We start from the raw sequence: 26,596 nt of genomic DNA on the forward strand, positions 1-26,596 counted from the left end.
GGAGCGCGCTGGCGACGGCGCAGGTGGCGTTGTATGTGGCGTTGGGGGGTGGGTGGAAGGCGGCGTCCGCGGATACCGCGGACGCTGGGGAAAACCCTACAGAGCAATCGACGCACTGAAGACATTAACTGGCCGGAGTCTTTGAAGACTCCCGCTAGTCGGCAAAAACACAGAAGCAGCAGTCTCCGGGGTTCGCCAGAGACTGCCGATCAGCCTTTCATCCACGGCGGCTCCGGCGGCTCATCCTTCGGCGCATCGTCCGCACCGCGCAAGGCCTCACGGCGCTCCTGCTCGGCCAGCGTGGCCTTGATCTCCCGCATTACCGCATCGATATCCGCGGCATCTTCCGGCTCGGCAAATTCCCCGGTCAGCTCGGTCTCGGTGGTCAACTTGCCCTGCTCGTACAGCGCCCACATCTCCTTGGCGTAACGGGTGAACTTGAGTTCCGGCGCGAACTGTCCGAAATAGGCCGACATGTTGCCAACATCACGCTCGAGCATTTCGAACGCATGGTTGTTGCCGGCCGCATCCACCGCCTGCGGCAGGTCGATGATCACCGGGCCGTGCTCGTCGAGCAGCACGTTGAATTCCGACAGATCACCGTGCACCAGCCCCGCGCAGAGCATCTTGACCACTTCGTGGATCATGAACGCATGGAACTCGCGGGCGTCGTCCGGATGCAGGTCGACGTCGTTCAGTCGCGGTGCGGCATCGCCATCTTCGCCGGCGATCATCTCCATCAGCAGCACGCCGTCGAGAAAGTCGTAGGGTTTGGGAACGCGCACGCCGGCATCGGCCAGGCGGAACAGCGCCGCGACCTCAGCGTTCTGCCAGTTGTCTTCCTTCTCCTTGCGCCCGTGCTTGGAGCCCTTGGCCATCGCGCGCGCATCGCGGCTGCTGCGCACCTTACGGCCTTCCTGGTATTTCACGGCCTGGCGGAAGCTGCGCTTGTTGGCTTCCTTGTAGACCTTGGCGCAGCGCAGCTCATCGCCACAGCGCACCACGTATACCGCTGCTTCCTTGCCGCTCATAAGCGGCCGCAGCACCTCGTCGATCAGGCCATCCTCGATCAGCGGTTCGAGTCGTTTAGGCGTTTTCATCAGCGGCTTGCAGGTCCTTCTCGGTCAGGGCGATGCTGCAGGTTACGGCAATCACGGGGCGGCTTCCATGCTCCCCATCGACTTTGAAAGCACGCTTTGGATTGGCGCACGTCCGGTCAGGACCGACAATCGCAGCATCAACCAGGGGAGTCGCGCCATGCTCGACCAGGACCGCTGCTGGCAAGCGCTATGCGAACGCGATGCCGCCTTCGATGGCCGCTTCGTGTTCGCCGTGCGCTCGACCGGTATTTTCTGCCGCCCCAGCTGCCCGGCACGCCGGCCAGCTCGCGAGCGGACGGTGTTCTACACCGATCCAGCGGCAGCCCAGGCCGCCGGTTACCGGCCATGTCGCCGCTGTTCGCCCTGCGGCCCGAGCCCAAGCGAGCAGCTCGATGCACTGGTGATCGCCGCCTGCCGCCTGCTCGACGAAACCGAGACGCCGCTGCCGCTGCAGCAGCTGGCCGCGCGCATCGGGCTGTCGCCGGCCTACCTGTCACGGGCATTCAAGGCGCGCACCGGCATGACCCCGCGGGCGTGGTCGGCGGCGCGCCGCCGCGAACGTCTGGAAACCCACCTGACCGAGGCCGACTCGGTACTCGATGCCGCCCTCGCTGCCGGCTACTCCGGCACGCGGGCCCCTTACGCGGACGCCCAGGCACTGACGCCGGCCCAGCGCCGCCGCAAAGGTGCGGGCGAAACCCTGCGCTACGCCCTGGCGCCCTGCCCACTCGGCCAGCTGCTGGTCGCCAGCAGCGACAAAGGCATCTGTGCCCTGCTGTTCGGCGACGACCAGACAGCGCTGGAAGACGAGCTGCGCTCACGCTTTGCCGCGGCACAGTTGCAGCGCGACCAGGAAGGCCTGGGTGAGTGGCTGCAGGCAATCGTCAGCCAACTGGAAGAACCGCAGCGTGCCGCCCAGCTGCCGCTCGACCTGCGCGGCACGGCCTTTCAGCAGCGCGTCTGGCAGGCGTTGCAGCAGATTCCCGCCGGCGAGACGCGGCGCTACGGTGAGGTGGCGGCAACCCTCGGCAGCCACGCCCGTGCGGTCGCCCGCGCCTGCGCCAGCAACCCCGTCGGCCTGCTGGTGCCCTGCCATCGCGTGGTCGGCAGTCATCAGGCGCTGACCGGCTATCGCTGGGGGCTGGAACGCAAGGCGGCGTTGCTTGAGCGCGAAGCACAAGGAGACTCGGGAGCCTGAGCGGATTTCGGCGGTCGGATACTTCAGTGCCGCCAACCGCAGGAAGCCCGCCATGACCGATCTGAAGCGTTACCGCATCCACTACTGCATCAACGGCGAGCCCGCCTCGCTGCTGATCAGCTCGTTCGAAGTGCCCGGTCTGGAGCAGGCCGAACTGGAAATACTGCTGCATTACGTCCGCGAGCCGCGTGCGGCGGTCGACGCCCCCTGGGAAAACCCGATACGCCCCAGCGAAGCCAGCCGGCTTGAAGAGCTGGGCGTCAGCGACATTCAGATCGAAGAGGAAAGCCACTGAAGGCCATGTAGCATTACGCGCCCGCCCACCGCCGACCGTACGGAGCCTGTCGTGCAGCTTATCGACACCCATACCCACCTCGATTTCGAGATGTTCGATGATGACAGGACCCAGGTCATCGCCCGCAGCGCGGCCGCTGGCGTCGAGCGCATCGTGGTACTCGGCGTGCACGAAGCGAATCTGGAGCGGGTCTGGCAGCTAGCCTGCGAGCAGCCAGCGGTTCATGCCGCGCTGGGCCTTCACCCGGTGTTCATCGCCGAGCACCGGGACGAGCACCTGGGCAAGCTGCGCGACTGGCTGGAGCAGCTACGCGGTGAGCCTAAACTCTGCGCCATCGGCGAGATCGGCCTGGACTATTACGTCGAGGACCCGGACATCGAGCGCCAGCACGAACTGCTCGAAGCGCAGCTGGCGCTGGCTGCGGAGTTCGAGCTGCCGGTACTGCTGCACATACGCCGCGCCCACGCACCGATGATCGCCATGCTCAAACGCTACAAGCTGCAGCGCGCCGGCATCGTGCACGCCTTCAGTGGCAGCTGGGAGGAAGCTCAGGAATACCTGCGCCTCGGCTTCAGGCTCGGCCTCGGGGGTGCCGGTACCTGGCCACAGGCGCTGCGCATGCAGCGGGTGCTCAAGCAACTGCCGCTGGAGGCCATCGTGCTGGAAACCGACTCGCCGGATATCCCGCCAGCCGGCCACGCCGGCGAGCGCAACAGCCCGGAACTGCTGCCGGAGATCTGCCGGATGCTGGCCGACCTCAAAGGCGTCAGCGCCGAAGAGCTGGCCGCCGCCAGCTATCGCAACAGCTGTGAACTGTTCGGCTGGCCGCAGCCCTGATCATCGCCGCGGTCAGACCCGGAACGCGCCGATCAGCTGCTGCAGGCGTCCCACCAGCTGCGACAGCTCACGACTCGCCTGCTCGGTATGCCCGGCACCCTCGGCGGTACGCTGGCCGGCCTCATTAATGGCGACGATATTGCGATCGATATCGTGCGCCACGGCTGTCTGCTGCTCGGCCGCGGCGGCAATCTGCTGGTTCTGATCGACGATCAGTCCCACCGCGCCAAGGATGTTTTCCAGCGCCTGCTCGACCCGCCCCGACTGGCCAACGGTGTCTTCGGCCAGCGTATGGCTGGCATGCATGGTTTTCACCGCTGCGCCGACACCGTTGTGCAGGCGAGCGATCATCTGCTCGATTTCCGCGGTGGACTTCTGTGTCCGCTGCGCCAGCCCGCGCACCTCGTCTGCGACCACCGCGAAGCCACGGCCCTGCTCGCCAGCACGCGCGGCCTCGATGGCCGCATTGAGGGCCAGCAGGTTGGTCTGTTCGGCGATGGTCTTGATCACGTCCAGCACCTGGCTGATCGCCTTGCTGTCGTCGGCCAACTGGTTGATCACCTGCACCGACTGCTCGATCTCGCCGGCCAGCCGCTGGATACCGCCGACCTGCGCTACCACCAGCTCGCGCCCGCTGACGGTTTCCTCGTTGACGCTCTGTGCGCTGCCCACTGCTGCCTCGGCACTGCTGGCGACCTCCTGGGCGGTGGCGGACATCTCGTTCATCGCCGTGGCGACCTGTTCGATCTGCCCACGCTGCTCGGATACCGTCTGATTGCTCTCGCCGGAGACGCTTTCGACCCGCTGTGCCTGGCGCTCGACTTCGGCGACGGTCTGCCCGACTCGCTCGATCAGCTCGCGGATCTGCGCCACGGTGGTATTGAACACCTGGCCCAGCTCGCCAAGCTCATCTCGGCTCTGTACCTGATAGCGCGCGGTCATGTCACCGGCGGCGACCTTGTCCATGATCCTGCCGAGACTGTGCAGCGAGGCGCGCGTCGAGGCGTAGAAGCCTGCGTACAGATACGCCACCAGGCACAGCACCACCGCCAGTGCCGAAAGCAGCAGGGTCATGAGCAGGCGCTTCTGCTCCAGCCGCTCGGCAAGCTCCACCTCGAGGAAACCGAGAATGGCGTCGTTCAGCTCGTAGGTCTTGGCCATCTGCGCGCTGATGCGCTCGTAGAACTGCTCCCAAGGCAGGTCCAGCGCCTCGGCCATGATCACCTCGTCCTGCAGAATTTCGCTGCTCGCCTGCAGGGACTCACGACTGGCGGTGGCGAAGGCGTCGAGCCGGGTACGCGCGGCCTGGCTTGCGCCCAGGGCATCCTGCAACTGTGCGGCGTACTGCGCCTGCTGCTTTTCCAGTTCCAGCACGAGGTTGTCCAGCGTATTGCTGGCATCGGAGTTCAGGTAGCCCTGGCCGAACGTGTAGGAGCCCACCGCACGCCCCTCGCCGAGCGATGCGCTGATGGCCGGGGTTACCGTGGTCAGTAGCTCGGCCAACAGACGGACCTCACGCTCGAGATCCTGGCTGAGGCCAGACTGGCCGGCGACGAGCTTGATCATCACCTGCGACTGGCCCAGCAGGGACTCGGCCATGGCTGCCTTGGACTGCAACGATTGCTCGGCCTGGGCGGCGTTCAGCCCGGTCACCAGTTCGTCGCGACGGCTATTGAATTCAGCCACCTGCTCAGGCGCATCGCCAACGGGGGCAAGAGCCTGCAGCTGCGCTGTCAGGGCGCTTTCGACGCGGTTCAAGCGAGTCTGCAGCGCCTCGACATTGCCGGTCTGGCCGATGATCGATTCGATATGCACGAGGTCTTTCCAGTCCTCCATGCTGCGCCGCACCTGCAAGGTCGAGCCAAGCAGCTCGAGACTCTGCAGCTCGTTGCGGGTACCGACATATGCCCGGTACGAGTCGCGAACCAGGTAGTAGTTGCTCAGCAGCATGGGAACGAAAAACAGGACGCTGACCAGGCTGAACTTCATACCGAAGCTCAGGCGGTTCATGAACGCGATCGCGGGATACAACAGGCTATTCACACGACGTCTCCCAATTTTATTGGTATTGGCTTGCACGCAGTTGCAGCGCGCAGCAGGGCTCGTCAGAGAGTGGCTTCTGCCCGGGTTATACGGGATATCGGTAGGCGTTTTTGTAACTTAAGGTAATGGCCAAATGGTAGCTCTTCGACAGGTATCAACCCGACGCTCGGCGAGGCGTCTGGCCTGCGGGTTACAGCGATTCGGCCGTGGAATCCCATACAGAGGCGTTATGGATGTCCATTAGCGGCGCCGCTGGCCAAAAGCCTCAGACGAGGATCGTCCAGACTGCGATCACCGCATACCAGAACACCCGTGTACGTACCAGCAATGCCGCGATCCCGTCGAGCCTCGCGATGCCCGCCTCGCCGTCGACTGCGGGCGGCAGATCGGCGGCCAACGGACCGGCATCGGCCAACAGCCGCCGGGCTGGCACATCCCAGCTCAGTAATTCGTGCAGCAGCGCCCGGTTGACCGCGACGAAGTTGCCGACCAGCGCAAAACTGCCGAGCAACACCCGCACCGGCAACCAGTCGAAGGCATGCCGCAGCTGCTCGGCCCGCTCGCGCAACCCTTCGAGCTCGGTGTGCTCGGCGCACAGCGCCAGCAGCCGGTACGCCAGCGCCGCCATCGGCCCGAGCAGCAGGTACCAGAAGATCACCGCAAAAAAACCCTCGTAGCTCCGCCACAGCAGCCAGGACTGCACCGCAGCCAACAGGCTCGGCGGGTCCTGCGCCTGCAGGCCGGCGTCACGTTCGGCGGCCAGCGCCGCGGCTTCCTCATCTCCACGGCGCCAGGCGTCGCGGAACGCACCGAGTTCAGCCTTGGCATGGCCACGGCCGAGGCTGTAGAGCAGCACCAGCAGATGCACCGGCAGGCTCAGCCACCCGTAGGCCAGCGGTTCCAGTGCCAGCAGAACCAGGCCGAGCAGCAGCACTGGGAGCAACACCAGCAACAGCAGCGCCAGCCAGGGCGTCTGTCGCAGACGCGGGCTGGCCTCCGCCTGGCGCAGGCGCGTCAGCCAGGGGCTGTCGTATTGCAGCCGCGGGCGCCAATCAGAGAACTTCTCCACCAGCAGCACGAGCAGGATCACCAGAAAACTCATCGTCCTTTCCTTTCGTCAGCAGGTAATGGAAGCCGCACGCAGCCGCTGCCAGTCGAATGCCGGGCCGGGATCGGTCTTACGCCCCGGCGCGATATCGCTGTGGCCGCAAACCCGCTCGGGGGTAATCGCTGGAAACGCTCCCTGCAGTATCCGGCACAATCCGATCAGCGCCTGGTATTGCGCGTCACTGAAGGGTTGGTCGTCGGTCCCCTCCAGCTCGATGCCGATGGAGAAATCGTTGCAGCCCTCGCGACCGTCGAAACAGGACACGCCGGCGTGCCAGGCACGATCCAGACAGGAGACGAACTGAGTGATCGCGCCATCACGCTCGATGAGAAAATGCGCCGACACCTGCAGCTCGGCGATCTCCTCGAAAAACGGGTGCTCATGGCACTGCAGACAATTCTGGAAGAGCTGCTGAACCTTGCCGGTGCCGAACTGCCCCGGCGGCAGGCTGATGTTGTGGATCACCAGCAGGGAAATCTCGCCGGCCGGCCGCTGGTTGAAGTTCGGTGACGGGCAGTGGCGAACGCCCTGACACCAACCGGTAGCGCAATCCAGAATCATCGTAGGGTCCGAGCTGACAACAGGCCCGCAGGCTAGCGCCTGCGAGACGCCAGCTGCAAGCGTCGCCACGGGCGCGGGCAATCCCGGTTACAACTGCTTTAACTACTTGGCCGCTCCAGACAAGCGCCGCGCGGCGGCCTTTTCTTCCCGTCGCGACGCCAGCCGGTCGGCCAGCCGGGTCGGCTCCGGCAGGCGATAGCGCGTGACATAACGCATCACCAGCTGTGGTGCGGTGACGATGCTGACCCGGTTACCCGGGGAAATGATCAGCGGCCGCACCTTGTCCTTGCTGCGCAGCACGCAGCCGATCACTTCGCCGGTCTTCTTGTCGCGCAACTCGACCTGTGCACCACGCGCCAGATCCAGCTCGTCGTGCGCCCCGGTGAGCAGCTTCTTTGCCACGCCGATGGTGGGCAGGCCGGTCACCACGCCCAGGTGAGCAGCAATGCCCAGGCGGCGCGGGTGGGCGATGCCGTGGCCGTCGGAAAAGATCAGGTCGGGAACGGCCGGCAGTTCGCCGAGCGCCTGCAGCACCGCGGGTAGCTCACGGAACGAAAGCAGGCCCGGAATGTAGGGCATGTTCGTCGGAACTCGCGCCAGGCTGCTGCCGACCAGCTCCAGGGTATCGGCATCCAGCAGCACTGCCGCGGCGCGGGTGATAGTGCCGCCATCCTCGAAACCGACATCCACCCCGGCGATCAATCGCAACGGTGGGAAGTCATCCTGCAAGCTCACCTGCGCCGCCAGGCTCTGCTGCATCGCACGCGCCGCGGCCGGGCTGCCGTCCCAATCGCCAAAAGGGGCTGTCGGATACTGACTGCTTTCACTCATCTCTTCGCTCCTGTGCATCAGCGGTTCGACGCCGGGTCGCCGTGACGGTTCAGCCGCATCGCTTCAGGGAAGGCTGGACAGATGCACGCAAAAATAGGACGCTCCAGCCGCCACACGGCAGATTTACCCTGTTACTCACCACAATAATTAGAATCGCATGCCCAATCTCGCCTCGATCCAGCGCGTCAGCATACTTGCCACCGAAGGAGTGTTCGCCTCGACACTCACCCAGGCCAAGGATTTCTTCCACATGGCCAGCCTGCGCTATGGCAAACAGCTCGGCCTTGACCTCACCCCTGCTTTCGAAACCCGTCTGGTCAGCCCGGACGGCAAGGCGGTCAGTACCTTCAGCGGTATCGCCATCGCCGTGGATAGTCCGCTGGACGACGCCGATATGGTGATCCTGCCGGCCTTCTGGGGAGATTTCGATGCGCTCTGCGCGCAGCATCCGGGTGTGATGCCCTGGTTGCGCGAGCGTCACGCTGCAGGCAGCGTCATCTGTGGCGAAGCCACCGGCGTGTTCTGGATGGCCCAGGCGGGCCTACTGGAAGGCCGCGAGGCGACCACCCACTGGCGCTTTGCCAATGACTTCGTCGAGCGCTTCCCCGGTGTGGCTTTCAGCGCCGACAAGCACCTCACCGACAGCGACAACCTCTACTGCGCAGGCGGCACGACCTCGGCCTGCGACCTGTACATGTATCTGGTCGAGCGCTTCTGCGGCGCACACGTGGCCCAGGGCATGGCGCGTGACGTGCTTTACGAGCTACAACGCAGTTACAGCCCGGGGCGCTTGGGTTTCGGCGGGCAGAAGCTGCATCTGGATACGCGGATTCTGCAGATACAGGAATGGCTGGAAGCCAACTTCGCCGAAAAGTTTCGCTTCGAGGACGTGGCGCGGCAGCACGGCATGAGCATTCGCAACTTCATGCGCCGCTTCCAGGCAGCCACCGGCGACAAGCCGCTGCACTATCTGCAACGCCTGCGGATCGAGACGGCGAAAAGCCTGCTCGCCACCACCGGCAAGAGCATCAAGACGATCAGCTACGAAGTGGGCTACGACGATGCGAGCTTCTTCGCCCGCCTTTTCCGCCAGCACACCGAGCTGTCACCCAATCACTACCGGCAGAAATACCGGCCTGAGTCGTAAGGGCGACCACGGAACAGCCAAGGCTGGCCTGCTGAAGCAGGTACCGACAGCTGGCATACGCCTTCTTGACGAAGACCGCGCCTACTAAGGCGCAGTGCCAGACGTTGCGAGAAAGCGGCCTTTGGCCGCGAAGAGTCGGTCTTCGCGGCCACGCCATGGTCAGGGCTTGTGCGGCCGCGACAGGTACTCGTGCGATTGCATTTCCAGCAGACGGCTCAGGGTGCGCTGGAATTCGAACTCCAGGCGACCACCGGTATAGAGGTCCTTGAGCTCGACCTCGGCAGAGATGATGAGCTTGACGTTGCGGTCGTAGAACTCGTCGACGAGGTTGATGAAGCGGCGCGCCATGTCGTCCTTGGTGACACTCATCTGCTCGACATTGGCCAGCAGGATGGCGCCGAATATCTTGCCCAGTTCGATGTAGTCGTTCTGGCTACGCGGCCCGTCGCAGAGCTCGCGGAACTCGAACCAGGCCACATCGTTGCCGGTCTTTACCGCACGGATTTCGCGGTTCTCGATCATCAGTGCGTCCTTGTCGACGACCCGGCAGTTCTCCGGCAGCAAGCTCTTGAAGCTGCGTTCCAGGCTCTGCTCGGCCTCGGCATCGAGCGGGAAGTGGAACAGCTCGGCCTGTTCCAGCGCACGCAGGCGATAGTCGATGCCGCTGTCGACGTTGACGATCTCGGTGTGCTTCTTCAGCAGCTCGATGGCCGGCAGGAAGCGCGCGCGCTGCAGACCGTCCTTGTACAGACCGTCCGGCACGATGTTGGAGGTCGCCACCAGGCTCACGCCGTTCTTGAACAGCTCTTCGAGCAGCGTGGCAAGAATCATCGCGTCGGTGATATCGGAGACGAAGAATTCGTCGAAGCAGATCACCCGCGACTCGTCGGCGAAGCGCTTGCCAATGATGGTCAGCGGGTTCTTTTCGCCCTTGAGCGTCTTCATTTCCTCGTGCACGCGCTTCATGAAGCGGTGAAAGTGCGTGCGCGTCTTCTGCTTGAACGGCAATGCGTCGAAGAAGGTATCAACGAGGTAGGTCTTGCCGCGGCCAACGCCGCCCCAGAAGTAGATGCCCTTGATCGGCTCCTGCTGTTTCTTGCCGAACAGCTTGCCGAGCAGGCCGCTCTTGCTGCGATCGTCGGCCACCAGATCGTCGTACAGACGTTGCAGGTGACGCACCGCATTTTCCTGGGCGGCATCGTGGAAGAAGTCAGGACGTTTCAGGTCGGCCTGATAGCGCTCAAGAGGGGTCATGGCGGAGTCTGGGTAGTGAAACGGGGCCGACACTTTAGCCGCGCCCTCGGTGGTTGGCAATTTACTCAGGTCGTTCAAGCGTCAGCCCTCCTGGGACACCCATTCTTGGAGATTGCCGCGAAGCCGCGGAACGCAGTCGCGGGGTACGTTCCGCCCTGGCGGCAGCACGTCAGTCGACGAGCGTGGCCAGCGCCTCGCGTACCCGCAGCATGGCGGCATCGAGCGCTTCGGCGCTCTCATAATGTGGGCTGTCGGCGACGCATTCGTCGTCCAGCCACAGGGTGAATTGATCGCCTTCGTCCTCGCGAAGTTCCAGCGCGTCCGGCCCGCCGGCAATCAACCGCTGGGTCAGGCTGCCGATCGCCTTCGGGTTGCTCAACGGACGGGACAGCAGCAGCTCCTCGCCGTCGGGCGCAAAGAAACGAAAGCGGAACGCGCCGTCGGCCTCGCGGAAGCTGGCGAAGCGCGCCACCTTGCTGGACTTCTTCTTGGCTGGCGCTGCACTTTTAACTTCGCTACGGAAGTTGCGCAGGCCCACCGCTTCGCGCAGCTCACCAAGGAACGGCGTGGCGATTCGGCGCGCCTTGGCCGCGCCCGCCTGGAGAATGTCCTCCAGCTCGGCGGGCTTGGTGATCAGCTGGTGATACAGCTCGCGCGCCTCGCCCAGCTCGTTGTCGAGCAGCTCGAACAGGCGCTGCTTGGCATCGCCCCAGGCCAGCCCGTCGAGCAGCTCCTGGCGGAACGCATCCTGCTGCTGCGCGGTGGCGAACGCCTGGTAGAGGGTGAACAGGTGCGAGCTGTCGGGGTCCTTCGGCTCGCCCGGCAGGCGCGAGTCGGTGACGATGCGTGCGATCGCGCCCTTGAGCTCCTTGGCGCTGCCGAACAGCGGAATGGTGTTGTCGTAGCTCTTCGACATCTTGCGTCCGTCAAGACCGGGCAGCGTGGCGACGCCTTCCTCGATCACCGCTTCCGGCAGGGTGAAGAACTCACGACCGTGACCGAACAGATGATTGAAGCGCTGAGCGATATCGCGGGCCATTTCCACATGCTGGATCTGGTCGCGGCCAACCGGCACCTTGTGCGCGTTGAACATCAGGATGTCCGCCGCCATCAGCACCGGGTAGCTGTAGAGCCCCATGGTCACGCCGGCATCCGGGTCCTCGCCGTTCTCGACGTTCTTGTCCACCGAGGCCTTGTAGGCGTGGGCGCGATTGAGCAACCCCTTGGCGGTGACGCAGGTCAGCAGCCAGGTCAGCTCGGGGATTTCCGGAACGTCGGACTGACGATAGAAGGTCACGCGTTCGGCATCGAGGCCGCATGCCAACCAGGTCGCGGCAATCTCCAGGCGCGAACGCTGGATACGCAGCGGGTCATCGCACTTGATCAGCGCGTGGTAGTCGGCCAGGAAATAGAAGGAGTCGGCGGCCGCGTCGCGGCTGGCCAGGATGGCCGGGCGGATCGCGCCGGCGTAGTTGCCCAGGTGCGGCGTGCCGGTGGTGGTGATACCGGTCAGGATGCGGGTAGTCATGCAGTCATTCTCGATCGTTGAGCGCGGCGGAGAGGAGCAGGTTCGGGCATCAAAGCCGCGGGGCGACCAGTTCCTTCAATTCCACCAGCTTGCCATGAAAAAAGTGGCCGCATTCTGCCACTTTCAGCAGCTCATGGGGGTGCTGCAGCTGCGCGGAAAAGGTGTACACGGACTCGGCATCGATGACCTCGTCCTGCTCCGGCTGGATGATCGTCAGCTGGCAATCGTCAGCCAACGACAGCTCGACGAAGCGCGACACTGCCGGCGCCACCATCATCAGCCGCTGTACCGCCACGCCCTCCGAGTTCAAACGGTGGGCCAGGTTGCCGGCGACGAACCCGCCGAAGGAGAACCCCAGCAGCGTCAGCGGCAGCTCCGGATTCTGCTCGCGCAGCCAACGCAGCGCAGCCTCGGCGTCATCCACCTCGCCCTCGACCATGTCATGCGCGCCGGCGCTGCCGCCGACACCGCGATAATTGAAGCGCAGCGTGCTGTAGCCGGCGTCGCGAGCAGTGCGCTGCAGGGTCGAGACCACCTTGTTCAGCATGGTGCCGCCCTTGACCGGGTTCGGGTGGCAGATCAGCGCGAGCCCCGTCGGCCGCGATTGATCGAAGTACAGCGCGTCAAGGGTGCCGCAGGGGCCGTCGAGATTGAGGGGGGTTTCGCGTTTCAACAAAGCAGGAACTCCGTGACCTTGGGACGAGTCGACTCGTCTTGCTAACTAGCTGCCAATAACCGCCGCCTCGCGTCGCGGTATACAGAGCAGGTACGAGACGTTAACGTAAGCACAGCCGTTTATATAGAGGAAGGACTCGTGGAACAGACCCTCGCGACCTGGTTGCTCCCGATCGTCGGCCTGATCGCCGGCGTCGCCATCGGTTATCTGGTGGCACGCAGCAGCGCACCAAACCGCACACAGCGTCAGGTCGATGACCTGCAAGAGCGTTTCGACACTTATCAGAGTGAGGTGGTTACCCACTTCAACACCACCGCCAGCCTGCTGCGCAAGCTGACCAACAACTATCAGGACATTCAGGATCACCTGTCCGACGGCGCCAGCCGCCTCGCACTCGACGAACAGACCCGTCAACGCCTGATGGCCGCACTGCACAGCGAAGAGAACCACGGCACTCGTGAGCGTCTCTCGTCGCCGGCCTTCACCGAGCCGCCGAAGGACTATGCGCCCAAGGGCGACGACACCCCCGGCACCCTGCACGAGAATTTCGGCCTGAAAAGCCGTCACTGACCGATCCGCCTGGCGCAGCCGCTGCGCCAGGCACCGCAACCTCGCCCCGCCCTTACTGCCGCAAGCGCATCGACAGGTCCACCGCCCGCACATGCTTGGTCAGCGCGCCGATGGAGATGTAGTCCACCCCCGTTTCCGCCACGCTGCGCAGCGTTTCATCGCTTATGCCGCCCGACGCTTCGAGCTTGGCCCGCCCGCCATTGATGGCCACCGCGGTGCGCATGTCATCCAGACTGAGCTCGTCCAGCATGACGATATCGGCACCTGCTAGTAGCGCCTGCTCAAGCTCGTCCAGACTCTCCACCTCGATCTCCACCGGCTTGCCCGGCGCGATGCGATGTGCAGCAGCAACCGCCTCGGCGATGCCACCGCAAGCGGCGATGTGGTTTTCCTTGATCAGGAAGGCGTCGTACAAACCGATGCGGTGGTTGTGGCAGCCACCGCAGGTAACGGCATACTTCTGCGCCAGGCGCAGCCCGGGTATGGTCTTGCGCGTATCGAGCAAACGCACGCCGGTCCCGTCGACCATGTCCGCGTAGTGACGACAGCGAGTCGCCACACCCGACAGCAGTTGCAGAAAATTCAGCGCACTGCGCTCGCCGGTGAGCAGCGCCCGCGCCGGCCCCTCGAGATGGAACAGCACCCGGTCAGCCCCGACACGGTCGCCATCGGCAACCTGCCAGTGAACCGCAACGCGTGGGTCGACTTGGCGGAATACGGCGTCTACCCATGCCGTTCCGCTGATCACTGCCTCCTCGCGAGTGATGACCGACGCATGCGCCAGCCGCTCGACTGGAATCAACTGCGCCGTGATGTCACCACTGCCGACGTCCTCGGCGAGCGCGCGACGAACGTTGGCATCGATTTCTGCAGATAGATCGGCAAGTGTAAGATTCGGCATGGCTGACTCCTGAAGATTGCGCGGAGTATAAAGGCTGAGTGCTCGCTAACGCAGCGCCAACCTGCGCATCCCGGACGGGTATTCGAGAGGCTTTTTTTACCTCCCGGCGGAAAACCTGCGAGTATCTGTGAGCCAAGTCATGTCCAATGAAAAACCGGCCTTGGCATCGCAATCCGATGCTTATAATGCCCTTCAAGAATATTGACGCCACCGAAATGGCGACACCTTACTGACGAGGTGTCGTTGTAAAATCAGACCGCTCGGCTATGCTGCGCTGGATCCGGTTCGACAGAAGAAACCCGCACTAGATTGCGGGCTCGCCCGGAACCTTCCGCCTTGCCCTGCCGATTTGGTTACCCTTACAAGACGCTGTTTGAAGCTGGCGTTGTGACCGCCGTTAAGCAGGCGACCGCAGGAGAGTCTCGATGCGAACCGATGCGAAAGTGGTGCACCTGAACAAGGCAGCCCCTGAGCACAAGCCTTCTTCACCAGCAGGCCGCCTGCCTGTGGCGCTCATCAGCGTGCGCGACAAGGCCGCCCAACAGCTGCGTCAGGCTTTGCAGTCGCTGTTCGACAACGCCGATGACTCGCTCTTCGAGATCGCCGATCGTGCGAGCAGTAACGTCGAACAGAACGCGTTTTTCGAAGCCATGCGTGATTTGCGCATGAAGCGCCGCAACATCGAACGCGGCTTTCTGCAACAGCTATTCGAAGCATTCGCCCAGCTCAATCAGTATGAGATCGGCAAGCCGCCGGTGCTGGACAATGTGTCGTTCGACAGTCTTTCACTTGTGCAGAACGATGAGCTGGAAGAGTCGGTAGCCGTCGACACCATGGTCGCGAAAGTCATGAGTCGTGCGGCTCAACCGCTGGGGCACCTGACCACTCGTTTCAATGCGCTGATCAGCAAGAAGCTCGATGACAAGAGCAACCCGCTCGGCCCACACGCACTCTGCGACTGCTTCATCGAGGCCAGCAGCAGCCTTGGGGTAGAGATCAAGGTCAAGCTGATCATCTTCAAGCTCTTCGAAAAGTACGTGCTCGGGGATATCGACCAACTCTATGCCGAAGCCAACCAGACCCTGGTCGCTGCCGGCATCCTGCCAGAGCTGCACTCCGCCCCGCCCCGCCGCCAGCAGCGCCCCGGCGCGCCAGCCGGAAGCCATGCACCATCGGCGCCACCTGGCCAGGCTACACATGTCGACGAGGGACTGCAGGAAGCCGCATTCAGCGCACTGCACAGCCTGCTTTCAGAGCTCCGTGGCAGCAGCATGCTGCCGGCGCGCAACATCCCCAGCGATGCGATCCCGATCTCCAGTGGCGACCTCCTCCGCCTGCTGTCGCACATGCAGGCGCGCGCGCCGCAGACCGTCGACGAGCTCGATCTTCAGGAGCAGCTGGCCGGCCTGCTGAGCCGAGTCAGTGCCAAGACCGGCAAGTCCCGCGTGGTCGGCGAGATAGACGACGATGTGATCAACCTCGTCTCCATGCTGTTCGAATTCATACTCGATGACCGCACCCTGCCCGACTCGCTAAAGGCCCTGATCGGTCGTCTGCAGATCCCGCTTCTCAAGGTCGCGGTATTGGACAAGACCTTCTTCAGCCGCGGCAGCCATCCGGCACGCCGCCTGCTTAACGAGATTGCCTCGGCAGCGATGGGCTGGGGCGATCAGGATGAAGCGCAGCGGGACAGTCTCTACCAGAAGATCGAGCAGATCGTGGCTCGACTGCTCAACGACTTCACTGACGATCCGGCCATTTTCTCCGAGCTGCTGGCCGACTTCCTTGCCTTCATCGGCGATGAGCGCCGGCGTAGCGAGCTGCTCGAGCAACGCACCCGTGATGCCGAGGAAGGCCGCGCCAAGGCCGAGATCGGCCGACAGGAAGTTGAGCGCGCCCTGAACCAGCGCTTGCTCGGCAAGACGCTTCCGGAAGTCGTGGTGCGGCTGCTACAGGAAGCCTGGAGCAAGGTTCTGCTGCTTACCTGCCTGAAACACGGCACCCAGTCCGAAGAGTGGCAGGCTGCCCTGGACACTATGGACGATCTCGTGTGGAGCGTTACCCCTCACGAAGACGAAGAATCGCGCGCACGCCTGCTGGAGCTGGTCCCGAGCCTGCTTAAAGCGCTACGCGACGGACTGGTCAGCGCCGCCTTCGACCCTTTTTCCACTGGCGACTTCTTTACCCAGCTCGAAGCGCTCCATGTCCAGACCCTGCAGCGCTTCCAGCAACCGCAGAGCGCTCCCAGCGAGGCGCCAGCGGACGACAGCACTTCAGCTGAGTCAGCGGCCACTCCGATAGCAACCGCACCGGCAATGGTCGAAGTGGTCGACGAGATCGTCCTGCTTGCACCTGGCGAGAGCCGCGAGCAGGAACCGGAAATCAGCCTGCCGGATAACGATGTCGCGCTGGTCCAGGTCGACAATCTGCGCGTCGGCAGCTGGGTGGAGTTCCAGGAAGACGAAGAACACAAGCTGCGCTGCAAGCTGGCAGCGGTGATCAAGCCCACCGGCAAGTACATCTTCGTTAATCGCACCGGCATGAAAGTCCTTGAAAAGACCCGCATGGGCCTGGCGACCGAATTCCAGCGCGGCGCCATTCGGCTACTCAACGACACCCTGCTGTTCGACCGCGCGCTGGAGTCGGTCATCGGCAACCTGCGCAAGCTGAAGAACACCTGACCACCCCCAAGGGCATGCCGCCCGGCATGCCCGCCAGCCCTCCGCGCGGCAAAGCGCCGCACTTCGCGCTTGGCTTTTGACCCTGCACAGCTAGAATGCCTGCATTCCATTCGAGGTGCCCATGCCCAGCCGCCTGAAGCCCGAAGATCAGCAGCGCGTCGATGAATACCTCCGCGCCCCGCAACACCAGGTCGAGCGCCAGCCGTTTCGCCCCTGGCTTCTTCTGCTTGTGGTACTGGTCGTGGTGATCGGGCTCGGGTTATTGAGCCGCCTCTTGAGCCGCCTTGTGCTTTGAGCTCCGCTCGCCAGGCCGCCCCGCCGTTTCCCTTGCAGCTATGAGTCACTCCCATGTCACATCGAGTCGTAATCGTCGGCGGTGGCGCCGGCGGTCTGGAGCTTGCTACCCGCCTGGGTAGAACCCTGGGCAAGCGTGGCAAAGCCCGCATCACGCTGGTCGACGCCAACCTCACACACATCTGGAAGCCACTACTGCACGAAGTCGCAGCCGGCTCCTTGAACTCGTCCGCTGACGAACTCAACTACGTCGCTCAGGCCAAATGGAATCACTTCGAGTTCCAGATGGGCCGCATGGCAGGCCTGGATCGCGCGAGCAAATGCATTCGACTGGAAGCGACGCGCGACGAGTTTGGCGTGGAACTGGTCCCGTCACGCGCACTGAACTACGACACGCTGGTGATTGCCGTCGGCAGCACGACCAACGACTTCGGCACCTCGGGGGCTTCCGAGCACTGCATCTTCCTTGATACTCGCGAGCAGGCCGAGCGCTTCCACCGGCAACTGCTGAGCCATTACATGAAGGCGCATGCAGGCGAGGGCGCCTTGAGCAACATCAGCATGGCCATCGTCGGAGCCGGCGCTACCGGCGTGGAGCTGGCTGCAGAACTGCTGCACGCCGCCAAGGAGCTGGCGGCCTACGGCCTCGATGGCATCAAGCCGGAGGATGTAAACATCACCCTCATCGAAGCCGGCCCGAAAGTCCTGCCGGCACTGCCTGAGCGCATCAGCCAGCCGGTGCACCAGACACTGCTGGACCTGGGTGTCACGGTGCTCACAGGCGCCGCCGTCAGCGAAGTCACCGCCGAGGGCCTGCACACCAAGCAGGGTGAGTTCGTCCAGGCCAGCCTCAAGGTGTGGGCCGCCGGGATCAAGGCACCCGCCTTCCTTCACGAACTGGATGGCCTGGAAACCAACCGCATTAACCAGCTGGTCGTCCACCCGACATTGCAGAGCACGCGCGACGAGAACATCTTCGCGTTCGGCGACTGCGCCGCCTGCCCACAGCCGGACAGCGACCGCAATGTCCCCCCCCGTGCACAGGCAGCCCACCAGCAGGCCTCGATGCTGGCCCGCTCGATCCACAACCGACTGGAAGACAAGCCGCTGCCGACCTATCGCTACAAGGACTACGGCTCACTGATTTCGCTATCAAGCTTCTCGGCAGTAGGCAATCTGATGGGTAACCTGACCGGCAACGTGATGCTCGAAGGCTGGCTCGCACGGATGTTCTATATCTCGCTCTACCGCATGCACCAGATCGCACTGTACGGCATCCCGCGCACGCTGCTGATGATGCTTGGCGACAAGCTCAGCCGCACGACGGAGCCGCGCCTGAAGCTCCATTGACGCAGAAAAGGCGCACCCTTGGGTGCGCCTTGAATGTGCCGAGAAGAAATCGCAGGCAATAAAAAAGCTGGATGTCCGCGAGAACATCCAGCTTTTCATGCTTCCTGAGAAGCCGGTATGGTGGGTCGTGTAGGATTCGAACCTACGACCAATTGGTTAAAAGCCAACTGCTCTACCAACTGAGCTAACGACCCAAAATGGTCGGGGTAGGGGGATTCGAACTCCCGACATCCTGCTCCCAAAGCAGGCGCGCTACCGGACTGCGCTATACCCCGATTGGAATTTGGCTCCGCGACCAGGACTCGAACCTGGGACCCAATGATTAACAGTCATTTGCTCTACCGACTGAGCTATCGCGGAACAACTTCAATTCCAGCTCTTCAGCGTTACGTTACCGCCTCAGAGGCGCGCCATTTTACGGTTCCCGGCTCGCCTGTCAACCCCAAAAATGCGATTCCTTACAACACTTTGCGTTCACCCGGCGGCACCCGCGAAATCGCTGCCCCAACACGGCTACCTGCGAGGTGTGCTGCACCCCGCAGGTAACCACCCGGCTCAATCGAAGACGATCTGCTCGCCCTCTACCCGCGCCTTGACGCTGCTACCCGGCGCGAACTGACCGGAGAGAATCTGCTGCGCCAGCGGATTCTCGATCCAGCGCTGGATCGCCCGTTTGAGCGGCCGCGCTCCGTAGACCGGGTCGTAACCGATAGCGATCAGCTTGTCCATCGCCTCCTGACTGAGCTCCAGGCTCAGTTCGCGTTCGGCCAGACGCTTGCGCAGGCGCCCGAGCTGGATGTCGGCGATACCGGCGATCTGCTCGCGACCCAGCGGATCGAACACCACCACCTCGTCGATACGGTTGATGAACTCCGGTCGGAAGTGATGCGCCACCGCATCCATCACCGCAGCCCGCTGGGCATCGGGATCACCAACCAGCTCCTGGATCTGCGCAGAGCCCAGGTTGGAGGTCATCACGATCACCGTGTTCTTGAAGTCCACCGTCCGCCCATGACTGTCGGTCAGGCGGCCGTCTTCGAGCACCTGCAGCAACACATTGAAGACGTCTGGATGGGCCTTCTCTACCTCGTCCATCAACACCACCGAATACGGTTTGCGACGCACCGCTTCGGTCAGGTAACCGCCTTCTTCGTAACCGACGTAGCCCGGCGGCGCACCGATCAGGCGCGCAACGGAGTGCTTCTCCATGAACTCGGACATGTCGATGCGGATCATCGCCTCCTCGGTATCGAAGAGGAACTCGGCCAGCGCCTTGCAAAGCTCGGTCTTGCCCACCCCGGTCGGGCCGAGAAAGAGGAACGAGCCGCTCGGACGATTCGGGTCGGCCAGACCGGCGCGCGAGCGGCGCACGGCATTGGATACGGCCACCACAGCTTCGTGCTGACCGATGACGCGAGTGTGCAGCATGTCTTCCATGCGCAGCAGCTTGTCGCGCTCGCCTTCGAGCATCTTGGAGACCGGAATACCGGTCCACTTGGAAACCACCTCGGCGATTTCCTCGTCGGTCACCTTGTTACGCAGCAGCTGGTTTTCTTTCTTGCCATGCTGATCGACCATCTCCAGGCTGCGCTCGAGGTCCGGAATGATGCCGTACTGCAGTTCGGCCATGCGCGCCAGATCACCCTTGCGCCGCGCTGCTTCGAGCTCGGCCTTGGCTTGTTCGATCTTCTGCTGGATCTGCGCCGAACCCTGCACCTCGGCTTTCTCCGACTTCCAGATTTCTTCCAGATCGGCGTATTCGCGCTCCAGCTTGGCGATGTCGTCTTCCAGCTTGGCCAGGCGCTTCTTGGTGGCCTCGTCGTCTTCCTTCTTCAGCGCCTCACGCTCGATCTTCAGCTGGATCAAGCGGCGATCCAGGCGATCAAGTTCTTCGGGCTTGGAGTCGATCTCCATGCGGATACGGCTGGCGGCCTCGTCGATCAGGTCGATGGCCTTGTCCGGCAGCTGGCGATCGGTGATATAGCGGTGGCTGAGCTTGGCCGCGGCGATGATGGCGCCATCGGTGATGGTCACGCCATGGTGCACTTCGTAGCGCTCCTTGAGGCCACGAAGAATGGCGATGGTGTCTTCCTCGCTTGGTTCGTCGACCAGCACCTTCTGGAAGCGACGCTCCAGGGCGGCATCCTTCTCGATGTACTGGCGGTATTCATCGAGAGTAGTGGCACCTACGCAGTGCAGCTCGCCGCGCGCCAGGGCAGGCTTGAGCATGTTGCCGGCATCCATGGCGCCTTCCGCCTTGCCCGCGCCGACCATCGTATGCAGCTCGTCGATGAACAGGATGACGCGACCCTCCTGCTTGGACAGCTCGTTGAGCACCGCCTTGAGGCGCTCCTCGAACTCGCCGCGGAACTTGGCCCCGGCAATCAGCGAGCCCATGTCCAGGGCCAGCAAGCGCTTGTCCTTGAGGCCGTCCGGGACCTCACCGTTGACGATGCGCTGGGCCAACCCCTCGACGATGGCGGTCTTGCCCACGCCCGGCTCACCGATCAGTACCGGGTTGTTCTTGGTCCGCCGCTGCAGCACCTGAATGGTGCGGCGGATCTCGTCGTCACGACCGATCACCGGGTCGAGCTTGCCGTCCTCGGCGCGCTTGGTCATGTCCACGGTGTATTTGTCGAGCGCCTGCCGCGATTCTTCGGCGTTGGGATCATTGACCGCATCGCCGCCGCGCAGATTGCTGATGGCGTTCTCCAGCGCTTTCTTGCTTACACCCTGAGCCAGCAGCAGCTTGCCCAGACGGGTGTTGCTGTCCAGCGCTGCCAGCAGCACCAGCTCACTGGAAATGTATTGGTCGCCCTTCTGCTGGGCGAGGCGGTCAGCCTGATTGAGCAGGCGCGCCAGGTCCTGCGAGAGATTCATGTCGCCAGTGGGGTTCTGTAGCTTCGGCAGCTGGTCGAGCTCTTTGGTCAGCGCCTGACGCAGCGCTGCGATGTCGAAGCCGACCTGCATCAGCAACGGCTTGATCGAGCCGCCCTGCTGCTCAAGCAGCGCCTGCATCAGGTGTAACGGCTCGATGGAGGGGTGATCCAGGCCGACGGCTATGGACTGGGCATCGGAGAGCGCAAGCTGCAGCTTGCTGGTCAAACGATCGATACGCATGGATGTTCATCCTCATGTGAAGCAGGCCGGCGCCGTGACTCGCGCCTTATACGAAACCTGCGAGATGCAGCATAGATGAGGATGATTGTTGGAGATTCAAGGCGGATGACATTGATGCAGGTCATGCCAGGACCGCAGAGTCATGGCTGACTTCACCGCTAGCGCGCCAATATCACTCGAGCCAGATCAGACTGGCGAAGCGGCCTGTGCGCGCGGCACGCCGATAGGAGTAGAAGCGCGGATCGCTGAAGGTGCACAACCCGCCACCGTAAACCGCGTCTACGCCCGCGGCAGCCAGACGGATACGCGCCAGCTGGTAGATATCCGCCATGAAGCGTCCCGGGTTGCGACTTGCAACGAACGCCGCGGCAGCCGACGAATGCTGTGCGAGGAATGCATCGCGCACTTCGGGCCCGACCTCGAATGCCGCCGCCCCGATCGCCGGCCCCAACCACACCAGCAGTTCATCGGCAGGTACCGCCAGCGCTTCGAGCGTCGCCTCGAGCACACCACCAGCCAGCCCGCGCCAGCCAGCGTGAGCCGCGGCGACTCGGGTCGCAGCATGATCACAGAAAAGTACCGGCAGGCAGTCCGCAGTCAGTACCGCACAGGCCAGACCCGGCGTCTCGCTCCAGCTAGCATCGGCAGTCACGCGATTTCCTGGAGCGGCCTGGACAGCGACACTCGAATGCACTTGCTCCAGCCAGACTGGTTGGCAACCGAGCACGTCCTGAAGATGCTGGCGATTCCAGACCACCGCGGCAGGCTCATCACCGACGTGATCACCCAGATTGAAGCTGTCGAACGGAGCGCGACTGACGCCGCCCTGCCGCGCGGTCACACAGGCGCGAACGCCGGGCGGAGCAGGCCATTCCGGCACGAGCCAGTCACCGCCCCACGCACTCACCCGACGAAGGCCTCTCGATCCTGTTGCAGCAGGGTCAGCAGCCAGACGAAGTCATCCGGCAACGGCGACTCCCATTTCATCCTCTGCCCGGTAACAGGATGATCGAGCTCGAGGAAGCGCGCGTGCAGCGCCTGCCGGGGGAACTCGCGAAGCGTTTGCACCAGCGTCGGATTCGCTGCCGGCGGAATGCGGAAACGCCCGCTATACAGCGGGTCACCGACCAGTGGATAGCCAAGATGGGTCATGTGCACGCGAATCTGGTGGGTACGCCCGGTTTCCAGCTTGACCCGCACATGGGTGTGCGAGCGAAAGCGCTCGAGCACGCGGTAATGGCTGACCGCCGGCTTGCCGCCCTCCACCACCGCCATGCGCTGACGCTGCTGGCCATGCCGACCGATCGGCGCGTCGACCGTACCACCAGTAATGATCACGCCGATGACGATCGCCTCGTAAATGCGGCTGACGCTACGCGCCTGCAACTGCTCGACCAGCCGGGTCTGCGCCTGCAGCGTCTTGGCCACGACCATCAGACCGGTGGTGTCCTTGTCCAGGCGATGAACGATGCCGGCACGCGGGACGTTGATCAGATCCGGCACGTGATGCAGCAATGCATTGAGCAGCGTGCCGTCGGCATGGCCGGCCGCAGGGTGCACAACCAGGCCAGCAGGCTTGTCGATCACCAGGATCTGATCGTCCTCGTAGACGATCTCAAGCGGAATGTCTTGTGCGACCCACTCGCCCTGCGCCTGCTGTTCGGCACTCAGCTCGAGCACGGCGCCGGCATGCACGGTGTCGCGAGGGCGCAGCACGGCGCCATCCACGGTGAGCAGGCCATCCTTGATCCAGGCCGCGAGACGCGAGCGCGAGTGTTCGGAAAAGAGCTGCGCCGCAATCTGATCGAGACGTTGCCCGCCAAGGTCAAACGGCACTTCGGCGCGGAGTTGGATGGCCTGTTTGGAAGTCGTGGACATACGGCGAGATAGGTTCGTCTGAGAGAGGCAGGCGACATCCGTTGGTAACGGACGGGCCCGGGGACCGCAGATGGCGGAGCGGCCTTTGGTTTCGGCTACACGCTTGTGTTTAAATACGGCGTCTTTGTCCCGGCGCACCGGGGCGCTCATCATAACAGGACGGCTCCGCGCGAGACAGCCAGCCGTCACAGGGACGCAAGCCGCCATGCAAGTGAAACACCTGCTGCTGATCGCCATTCTCGCCCTCACCGCCGCCTGTTCATCCAACGAAACCGTCGACGAGAATCTGGGTGAAGTCGAGCTGTACCAGCAAGCACAGGCCGACCTGGACAACAAGAGCTATACCAGCGCCATCAGCAAACTCAAGGCCCTGGAGTCGCGCTATCCATTCGGCCGCTTCGCCGAGCAGGCGCAACTCGAACTGATCTACGCCTATTACCGCAACGTCGAGCCGGAAGCCGCGCGCTCGGCGGCGGAGCGTTTCATCCGCCTGCATCCGCAGCATCCGAACGTCGATTACGCTTACTACCTCAAGGGCCTGGCCTCCTTCGATCAGGACCGCGGCCTGCTGGCCCGCTTCCTGCCGCTGGACATGACCAAGCGCGACCCAGGTGCCGCCCGCGACTCGTTCAACGAATTCGCCCAGCTCACCAGCCGCTACCCCAACAGCCGCTACTCGCCTGACGCCAAGGCGCGCATGGTCTACCTGCGCAACCTGCTGGCGGCCAACGAGATACACGTCGCCCACTACTACCTCAAGCGCCAGGCCTACGTCGCAGCAGCCAACCGCGGCCGTTACGTTGTGGAGAACTTCCAGGGCACGCCGGCCGTGGCCGACGGGCTTGCCGTGATGACCGAGGCCTACCAGCGCCTGGGCCTCGACGATCTCGCCGAAACCAGCCTGCAGACTCTGCAGCTCAACTACCCGGATCACGCAACGCTCGAAGACGGCAAATTCACCCCTGTCGAGACGGAAGACGACAACCGCAGCTGGCTGAGCAAGGCCACCCTCGGCCTTATCGAAGGCGAGGCTCCTCGCCCGGACACCTCGCGGGCCAATCGCGATGTGCTCCGTCAATATGAAACGGCCGCTCAGGACCTTCCCGAAGAGCTTCGCCCGGTACTCAAGGAAGCAGAGCAGCAAGGCGAAAAGCGCTCCTGGTGGAGCCGCCTGACCTTCGGCCTGTTCGACTGACTGCTGACCGACTTCCGCAGCGCCGTCCTCGCATTCGGCGCGCGCGGCGAAACGGGCCGGCAGTGACCGGGCTCAATTGATCGCAGGCCACCACGCTTAATCAGGAAGGAATCGATATGGGTCTGTTTCGCCTGCTGTTCTGGATTGCACTGATTGGCGCCGCGTTCTGGCTGTGGCGCCGTTTCGCGCAGAAGAAAGCCGCCCCCAAGCCTCGCCAGACCACCCTGCCAATGGTGCGTTGCGCTCAGTGCGGCGTGCACGTCCCGCAGGACCAGGCGCTGCAGTCGCAGGATCGCTGGTACTGCAGCCGCGCTCACCTGGAGCAGGACAGCACTCCTGGTGGGCACTGAAAACCTCACCTTCTTTGGCGATCAGGGACGGCGGATTCTCCGCCTGTACCACCTCTATCGGCTGACTATCGGCCTGGCGCTGGTTCTGCTGATCAGCGCCGACCTGCACAACGACCTGCTGGAGATGAGCAACCCGCAGCTCTTTCAGTACGGCGCCTGGATCTACCTGATCCTCAACATCATCGTCGCCGTGCTGGTGCAGAACCCGGAGCGCGATCTGCCCGTGCTCGGGCTGGCGCTGATGGACGTCATCCTGCTGTCCGGGCTGTTCTACTTCGGCGGTGGCACCCCCAGCGGTATCGGCAACCTGCTGATAGTCGCCGTTGCCATCGCCAACATACTGCTGCGTGGCAGGGTCGGTTTCTTCATCGCCGCGGTTGCTGCGACAGGCCTGATCTACCTGACCTTCTACCTCAGCATTCAACGCCCCGAAGCCAGCAGCCAGTACGTTCAGGCCAGCGCACTCGGCACGCTCTGCTTTGCTGCCGCCTTCCTGGTTCAGGGGCTGGCTCGCCGTCTGCAGGTCAGCGAGACGCTGGCACGCCAGCGTGCGGAAGAGGTGGCGAACCTGGAGGCGCTCAACGCGCTGATCCTCCAGCGCATGCGTACCGGCATCATGGTGCTGGACCCGCAGGAGCGCGTTCTGCTCGCCAATCAGGGGGCTCTGCAACTGCTCGGCCAGGACTCGCTGGCAGGCGAACGCCTCGCACCGCGCTGCCCGGAACTGCTCAAGGCACTGCAACAGTGGCGAGGCAATCCGACCCTGCGCCCACCGAACCTCAGGGCAACGCCTGGCGGCCCAACGCTGCAGCCGAGCTTCGCCGCGCTGCAGCACGGGAACAAGCTCGACACACTGGTGTTTCTCGAAGACATCTCGCAGATCGCACAGAAGGCACAACAGCTCAAGCTCGCCTCCCTCGGACGCCTCACAGCCAGCATTGCCCATGAAATCCGCAATCCACTGGGCGCCATCAGCCATGCCGCGCAGCTGCTTCAGGAATCCGAAGAACTGGACGGACCTGACCGCCGTCTGGCACAGATCATTCAGGATCATTCACGGCGGATGAACCTGGTGATCGAGAACGTCCTCCAGCTTTCCCGGCGGCGCCAGGCCGAACCCCAGCTGCTGGACCTGAAGTACTGGCTGCATCGTTTCGCCAGCGAGTTCCGCCAGGGGCTCGGCCCGCAGCAGACCCTGCACCTGGATACCGTGGGCAGCTCGCTGCAGACCCGCATGGACCCCAATCAGCTGACCCAGGTGCTGACCAACCTGGTCCAGAACGGGCTGCGCTACAGCGGCCAGCAGAATCCGCGGGCGCAGGTCTGGCTCCGCCTGTTCCGTGACGAAGCCAGCGACCTGCCTATCGTCGAAGTGCTCGATGACGGCCCTGGTATCGCCGCCGAGCAACTTCAGAACATCTTCGAACCGTTCTTCACCACCGAAAGCAAAGGCACCGGGCTGGGGCTATATATCTCCCGCGAGCTGTGCGAAAGCAACCAGGCACGCCTGGACTACCGCGAGCGCCCCGAGGGCGGCAGCTGCTTCCGCATCGTCTTCGCCCACCCGCGCAAGCTGAGCTGAGCCTCGCTGCCGGCAACACATCACACATCGACCAAAGCGACAGCCACGACACCGCCGGCGGAGTTAACATGCTCCTCAGCCGCCATCCCCGGCGACC

23 protein-coding genes and 3 tRNA genes are annotated in these 26,596 nt (G+C 63.5%); 11 read left to right on the forward strand and 15 right to left on the reverse strand.

Annotation, left to right across the window (positions count from 1 at the left end):
- Positions 1 to 209: 209 nt before the first annotated feature.
- The gene (locus LO50_RS16805; protein ID WP_014819082.1) at positions 210 to 1,100 is read right to left on the reverse strand and encodes a PA4780 family RIO1-like protein kinase; all 891 of its coding nucleotides are present in this window, start codon (positions 1,098 to 1,100) and stop codon (positions 210 to 212) included.
- Positions 1,101 to 1,257: 157 nt separating this feature from the next.
- Between LO50_RS16805 and ada the strand changes: the two genes are divergently transcribed.
- The 3 genes from ada to LO50_RS16820 are packed head-to-tail and all read left to right on the forward strand — an operon-like array spanning position 1,258 to position 3,430.
- Complete coding sequence (gene ada / locus LO50_RS16810; RefSeq protein ID WP_044315735.1) at positions 1,258 to 2,298, forward strand: bifunctional DNA-binding transcriptional regulator/O6-methylguanine-DNA methyltransferase Ada; 1,041 nt, start codon at positions 1,258 to 1,260, stop codon at positions 2,296 to 2,298.
- A gap of 52 nt (positions 2,299 to 2,350) precedes the next feature.
- Complete coding sequence (locus LO50_RS16815) at positions 2,351 to 2,593, forward strand: hypothetical protein (RefSeq protein ID WP_041015978.1); 243 nt, start codon at positions 2,351 to 2,353, stop codon at positions 2,591 to 2,593.
- 51 nt (positions 2,594 to 2,644) lie between these two features.
- Entirely contained in the window at positions 2,645 to 3,430 is a 786-nt protein-coding gene (locus LO50_RS16820) for a TatD family hydrolase (RefSeq protein WP_044315709.1), read from the forward strand.
- Positions 3,431 to 3,442: 12 nt separating this feature from the next.
- Here the strand turns inward: LO50_RS16820 and LO50_RS16825 are convergent, their stop codons facing one another.
- The 4 genes from LO50_RS16825 to nfi form a co-directional block, all read right to left on the reverse strand.
- Complete coding sequence (locus LO50_RS16825; RefSeq protein WP_044315710.1) at positions 3,443 to 5,473, reverse strand: methyl-accepting chemotaxis protein; 2,031 nt, start codon at positions 5,471 to 5,473, stop codon at positions 3,443 to 3,445.
- A 265-nt stretch (positions 5,474 to 5,738) separates the two neighbouring features.
- Entirely contained in the window at positions 5,739 to 6,575 is an 837-nt protein-coding gene (gene ampE, locus LO50_RS16830) for a regulatory signaling modulator protein AmpE (RefSeq protein WP_044315711.1), read from the reverse strand.
- Positions 6,576 to 6,590: 15 nt separating this feature from the next.
- Positions 6,591 to 7,142 (reverse strand): 1,6-anhydro-N-acetylmuramyl-L-alanine amidase AmpD, encoded by a 552-nt coding sequence (gene ampD / locus LO50_RS16835; RefSeq protein WP_044315712.1) that lies wholly within the window; start codon positions 7,140 to 7,142, stop codon positions 6,591 to 6,593.
- Positions 7,143 to 7,244: 102 nt separating this feature from the next.
- The gene (nfi, locus tag LO50_RS16840) at positions 7,245 to 7,973 is read right to left on the reverse strand and encodes a deoxyribonuclease V (RefSeq protein WP_044315713.1); all 729 of its coding nucleotides are present in this window, start codon (positions 7,971 to 7,973) and stop codon (positions 7,245 to 7,247) included.
- A 157-nt stretch (positions 7,974 to 8,130) separates the two neighbouring features.
- Here nfi and LO50_RS16845 point away from each other — a divergent pair, with 157 nt between their 5' ends.
- A complete protein-coding gene (locus LO50_RS16845; RefSeq protein WP_044315714.1) occupies positions 8,131 to 9,120 on the forward strand; it encodes a GlxA family transcriptional regulator in 990 nt (329 codons plus the stop codon).
- A gap of 159 nt (positions 9,121 to 9,279) precedes the next feature.
- Here the strand turns inward: LO50_RS16845 and zapE are convergent, their stop codons facing one another.
- The 3 genes from zapE to LO50_RS16860 all read right to left on the reverse strand — a co-directional run bounded on the left by zapE (position 9,280) and on the right by LO50_RS16860 (position 12,578).
- A complete protein-coding gene (gene zapE, locus LO50_RS16850) occupies positions 9,280 to 10,374 on the reverse strand; it encodes a cell division protein ZapE (protein ID WP_014819073.1) in 1,095 nt (364 codons plus the stop codon).
- A 169-nt stretch (positions 10,375 to 10,543) separates the two neighbouring features.
- Positions 10,544 to 11,902 carry a tryptophan--tRNA ligase gene (locus tag LO50_RS16855; protein ID WP_014819072.1) on the reverse strand — a complete coding sequence of 453 codons (1,359 nt, stop codon included), beginning with the start codon at positions 11,900 to 11,902 and terminating at the stop codon, positions 10,544 to 10,546.
- 49 nt (positions 11,903 to 11,951) lie between these two features.
- Entirely contained in the window at positions 11,952 to 12,578 is a 627-nt protein-coding gene (locus LO50_RS16860) for an alpha/beta hydrolase (protein ID WP_044315715.1), read from the reverse strand.
- Between the two features lie 138 nt (positions 12,579 to 12,716).
- Between LO50_RS16860 and LO50_RS16865 the strand changes: the two genes are divergently transcribed.
- Complete coding sequence (locus tag LO50_RS16865) at positions 12,717 to 13,148, forward strand: Z-ring associated ZapG family protein (protein WP_044315716.1); 432 nt, start codon at positions 12,717 to 12,719, stop codon at positions 13,146 to 13,148.
- 52 nt (positions 13,149 to 13,200) lie between these two features.
- Here the strand turns inward: LO50_RS16865 and nadC are convergent, their stop codons facing one another.
- Entirely contained in the window at positions 13,201 to 14,049 is an 849-nt protein-coding gene (nadC, locus tag LO50_RS16870; RefSeq protein ID WP_044315717.1) for a carboxylating nicotinate-nucleotide diphosphorylase, read from the reverse strand.
- Positions 14,050 to 14,474: 425 nt separating this feature from the next.
- Here nadC and LO50_RS16875 point away from each other — a divergent pair, with 425 nt between their 5' ends.
- From LO50_RS16875 to LO50_RS16885, 3 genes are all read left to right on the forward strand, one after another.
- Entirely contained in the window at positions 14,475 to 16,730 is a 2,256-nt protein-coding gene (locus tag LO50_RS16875; RefSeq protein ID WP_044315718.1) for a DUF1631 domain-containing protein, read from the forward strand.
- A gap of 121 nt (positions 16,731 to 16,851) precedes the next feature.
- Positions 16,852 to 17,025: a DUF3094 family protein gene (locus LO50_RS16880; RefSeq protein WP_003298581.1), complete on the forward strand. Its 174-nt coding sequence runs from the start codon at positions 16,852 to 16,854 to the stop codon at positions 17,023 to 17,025.
- Positions 17,026 to 17,078: 53 nt separating this feature from the next.
- Positions 17,079 to 18,374 carry an NAD(P)/FAD-dependent oxidoreductase gene (locus LO50_RS16885; RefSeq protein ID WP_044315719.1) on the forward strand — a complete coding sequence of 432 codons (1,296 nt, stop codon included), beginning with the start codon at positions 17,079 to 17,081 and terminating at the stop codon, positions 18,372 to 18,374.
- 118 nt (positions 18,375 to 18,492) lie between these two features.
- Here LO50_RS16885 and LO50_RS16890 read toward each other — a convergent pair.
- From LO50_RS16890 to rluD, 6 genes are all read right to left on the reverse strand, one after another.
- Positions 18,493 to 18,568, reverse strand: a tRNA-Lys gene (locus tag LO50_RS16890).
- A gap of 4 nt (positions 18,569 to 18,572) precedes the next feature.
- Positions 18,573 to 18,649, reverse strand: a tRNA-Pro gene (locus LO50_RS16895).
- A 9-nt stretch (positions 18,650 to 18,658) separates the two neighbouring features.
- Positions 18,659 to 18,734 (reverse strand) — tRNA-Asn (locus LO50_RS16900).
- A gap of 195 nt (positions 18,735 to 18,929) precedes the next feature.
- On the reverse strand, positions 18,930 to 21,494 hold the full coding sequence (clpB, locus tag LO50_RS16905) for an ATP-dependent chaperone ClpB (RefSeq protein WP_014819067.1): 2,565 nt from the start codon (positions 21,492 to 21,494) through the stop codon (positions 18,930 to 18,932).
- Between the two features lie 172 nt (positions 21,495 to 21,666).
- A complete protein-coding gene (pgeF, locus tag LO50_RS16910) occupies positions 21,667 to 22,401 on the reverse strand; it encodes a peptidoglycan editing factor PgeF (RefSeq protein WP_044315720.1) in 735 nt (244 codons plus the stop codon).
- Complete coding sequence (gene rluD, locus LO50_RS16915; protein ID WP_044315721.1) at positions 22,398 to 23,372, reverse strand: 23S rRNA pseudouridine(1911/1915/1917) synthase RluD; 975 nt, start codon at positions 23,370 to 23,372, stop codon at positions 22,398 to 22,400. The genes pgeF and rluD overlap by 4 nt, the downstream gene beginning before the upstream one ends.
- Positions 23,373 to 23,577: 205 nt before the next feature.
- Here rluD and LO50_RS16920 point away from each other — a divergent pair, with 205 nt between their 5' ends.
- From LO50_RS16920 to LO50_RS16930, 3 genes are all read left to right on the forward strand, one after another.
- Positions 23,578 to 24,567: an outer membrane protein assembly factor BamD gene (locus tag LO50_RS16920; protein ID WP_014819064.1), complete on the forward strand. Its 990-nt coding sequence runs from the start codon at positions 23,578 to 23,580 to the stop codon at positions 24,565 to 24,567.
- A 116-nt stretch (positions 24,568 to 24,683) separates the two neighbouring features.
- On the forward strand, positions 24,684 to 24,917 hold the full coding sequence (locus LO50_RS16925) for a PP0621 family protein (protein ID WP_014819063.1): 234 nt from the start codon (positions 24,684 to 24,686) through the stop codon (positions 24,915 to 24,917).
- On the forward strand, positions 24,907 to 26,499 hold the full coding sequence (locus tag LO50_RS16930) for a sensor histidine kinase (RefSeq protein ID WP_041015969.1): 1,593 nt from the start codon (positions 24,907 to 24,909) through the stop codon (positions 26,497 to 26,499). The genes LO50_RS16925 and LO50_RS16930 overlap by 11 nt, the downstream gene beginning before the upstream one ends.
- Positions 26,500 to 26,596 lie beyond the last annotated feature (97 nt).

This window comes from Stutzerimonas stutzeri (assembly GCF_000935215.1).
Lineage (GTDB): Bacteria > Pseudomonadota > Gammaproteobacteria > Pseudomonadales > Pseudomonadaceae > Stutzerimonas.

Bases quoted from the DNA above. Each gene is read 5' to 3' on its own strand.
- LO50_RS16815 (WP_041015978.1), top strand. From the start codon at position 2,351: ATGACCGATCTGAAGCGTTACCGCATCCACTACTGCATCAACGGCGAG.
- ampD (WP_044315712.1), bottom strand. From the start codon at position 7,142: ATGATTCTGGATTGCGCTACCGGTTGGTGTCAGGGCGTTCGCCACTGC.
- LO50_RS16880 (WP_003298581.1), top strand. From the start codon at position 16,852: ATGCCCAGCCGCCTGAAGCCCGAAGATCAGCAGCGCGTCGATGAATAC.
- nfi (WP_044315713.1), bottom strand. From the start codon at position 7,973: ATGAGTGAAAGCAGTCAGTATCCGACAGCCCCTTTTGGCGATTGGGAC.
- LO50_RS16855 (WP_014819072.1), bottom strand. From the start codon at position 11,902: ATGACTACCCGCATCCTGACCGGTATCACCACCACCGGCACGCCGCAC.
- LO50_RS16925 (WP_014819063.1), top strand. From the start codon at position 24,684: ATGGGTCTGTTTCGCCTGCTGTTCTGGATTGCACTGATTGGCGCCGCG.
- LO50_RS16885 (WP_044315719.1), top strand. From the start codon at position 17,079: ATGTCACATCGAGTCGTAATCGTCGGCGGTGGCGCCGGCGGTCTGGAG.
- LO50_RS16845 (WP_044315714.1), top strand. From the start codon at position 8,131: ATGCCCAATCTCGCCTCGATCCAGCGCGTCAGCATACTTGCCACCGAA.
- zapE (WP_014819073.1), bottom strand. From the start codon at position 10,374: ATGACCCCTCTTGAGCGCTATCAGGCCGACCTGAAACGTCCTGACTTC.
- ampE (WP_044315711.1), bottom strand. From the start codon at position 6,575: ATGAGTTTTCTGGTGATCCTGCTCGTGCTGCTGGTGGAGAAGTTCTCT.
- LO50_RS16920 (WP_014819064.1), top strand. From the start codon at position 23,578: ATGCAAGTGAAACACCTGCTGCTGATCGCCATTCTCGCCCTCACCGCC.
- clpB (WP_014819067.1), bottom strand. From the start codon at position 21,494: ATGCGTATCGATCGTTTGACCAGCAAGCTGCAGCTTGCGCTCTCCGAT.
- nadC (WP_044315717.1), bottom strand. From the start codon at position 14,049: ATGCCGAATCTTACACTTGCCGATCTATCTGCAGAAATCGATGCCAAC.
- LO50_RS16875 (WP_044315718.1), top strand. From the start codon at position 14,475: ATGCGAACCGATGCGAAAGTGGTGCACCTGAACAAGGCAGCCCCTGAG.
- ada (WP_044315735.1), top strand. From the start codon at position 1,258: ATGCTCGACCAGGACCGCTGCTGGCAAGCGCTATGCGAACGCGATGCC.
- LO50_RS16805 (WP_014819082.1), bottom strand. From the start codon at position 1,100: ATGAAAACGCCTAAACGACTCGAACCGCTGATCGAGGATGGCCTGATC.
- rluD (WP_044315721.1), bottom strand. From the start codon at position 23,372: ATGTCCACGACTTCCAAACAGGCCATCCAACTCCGCGCCGAAGTGCCG.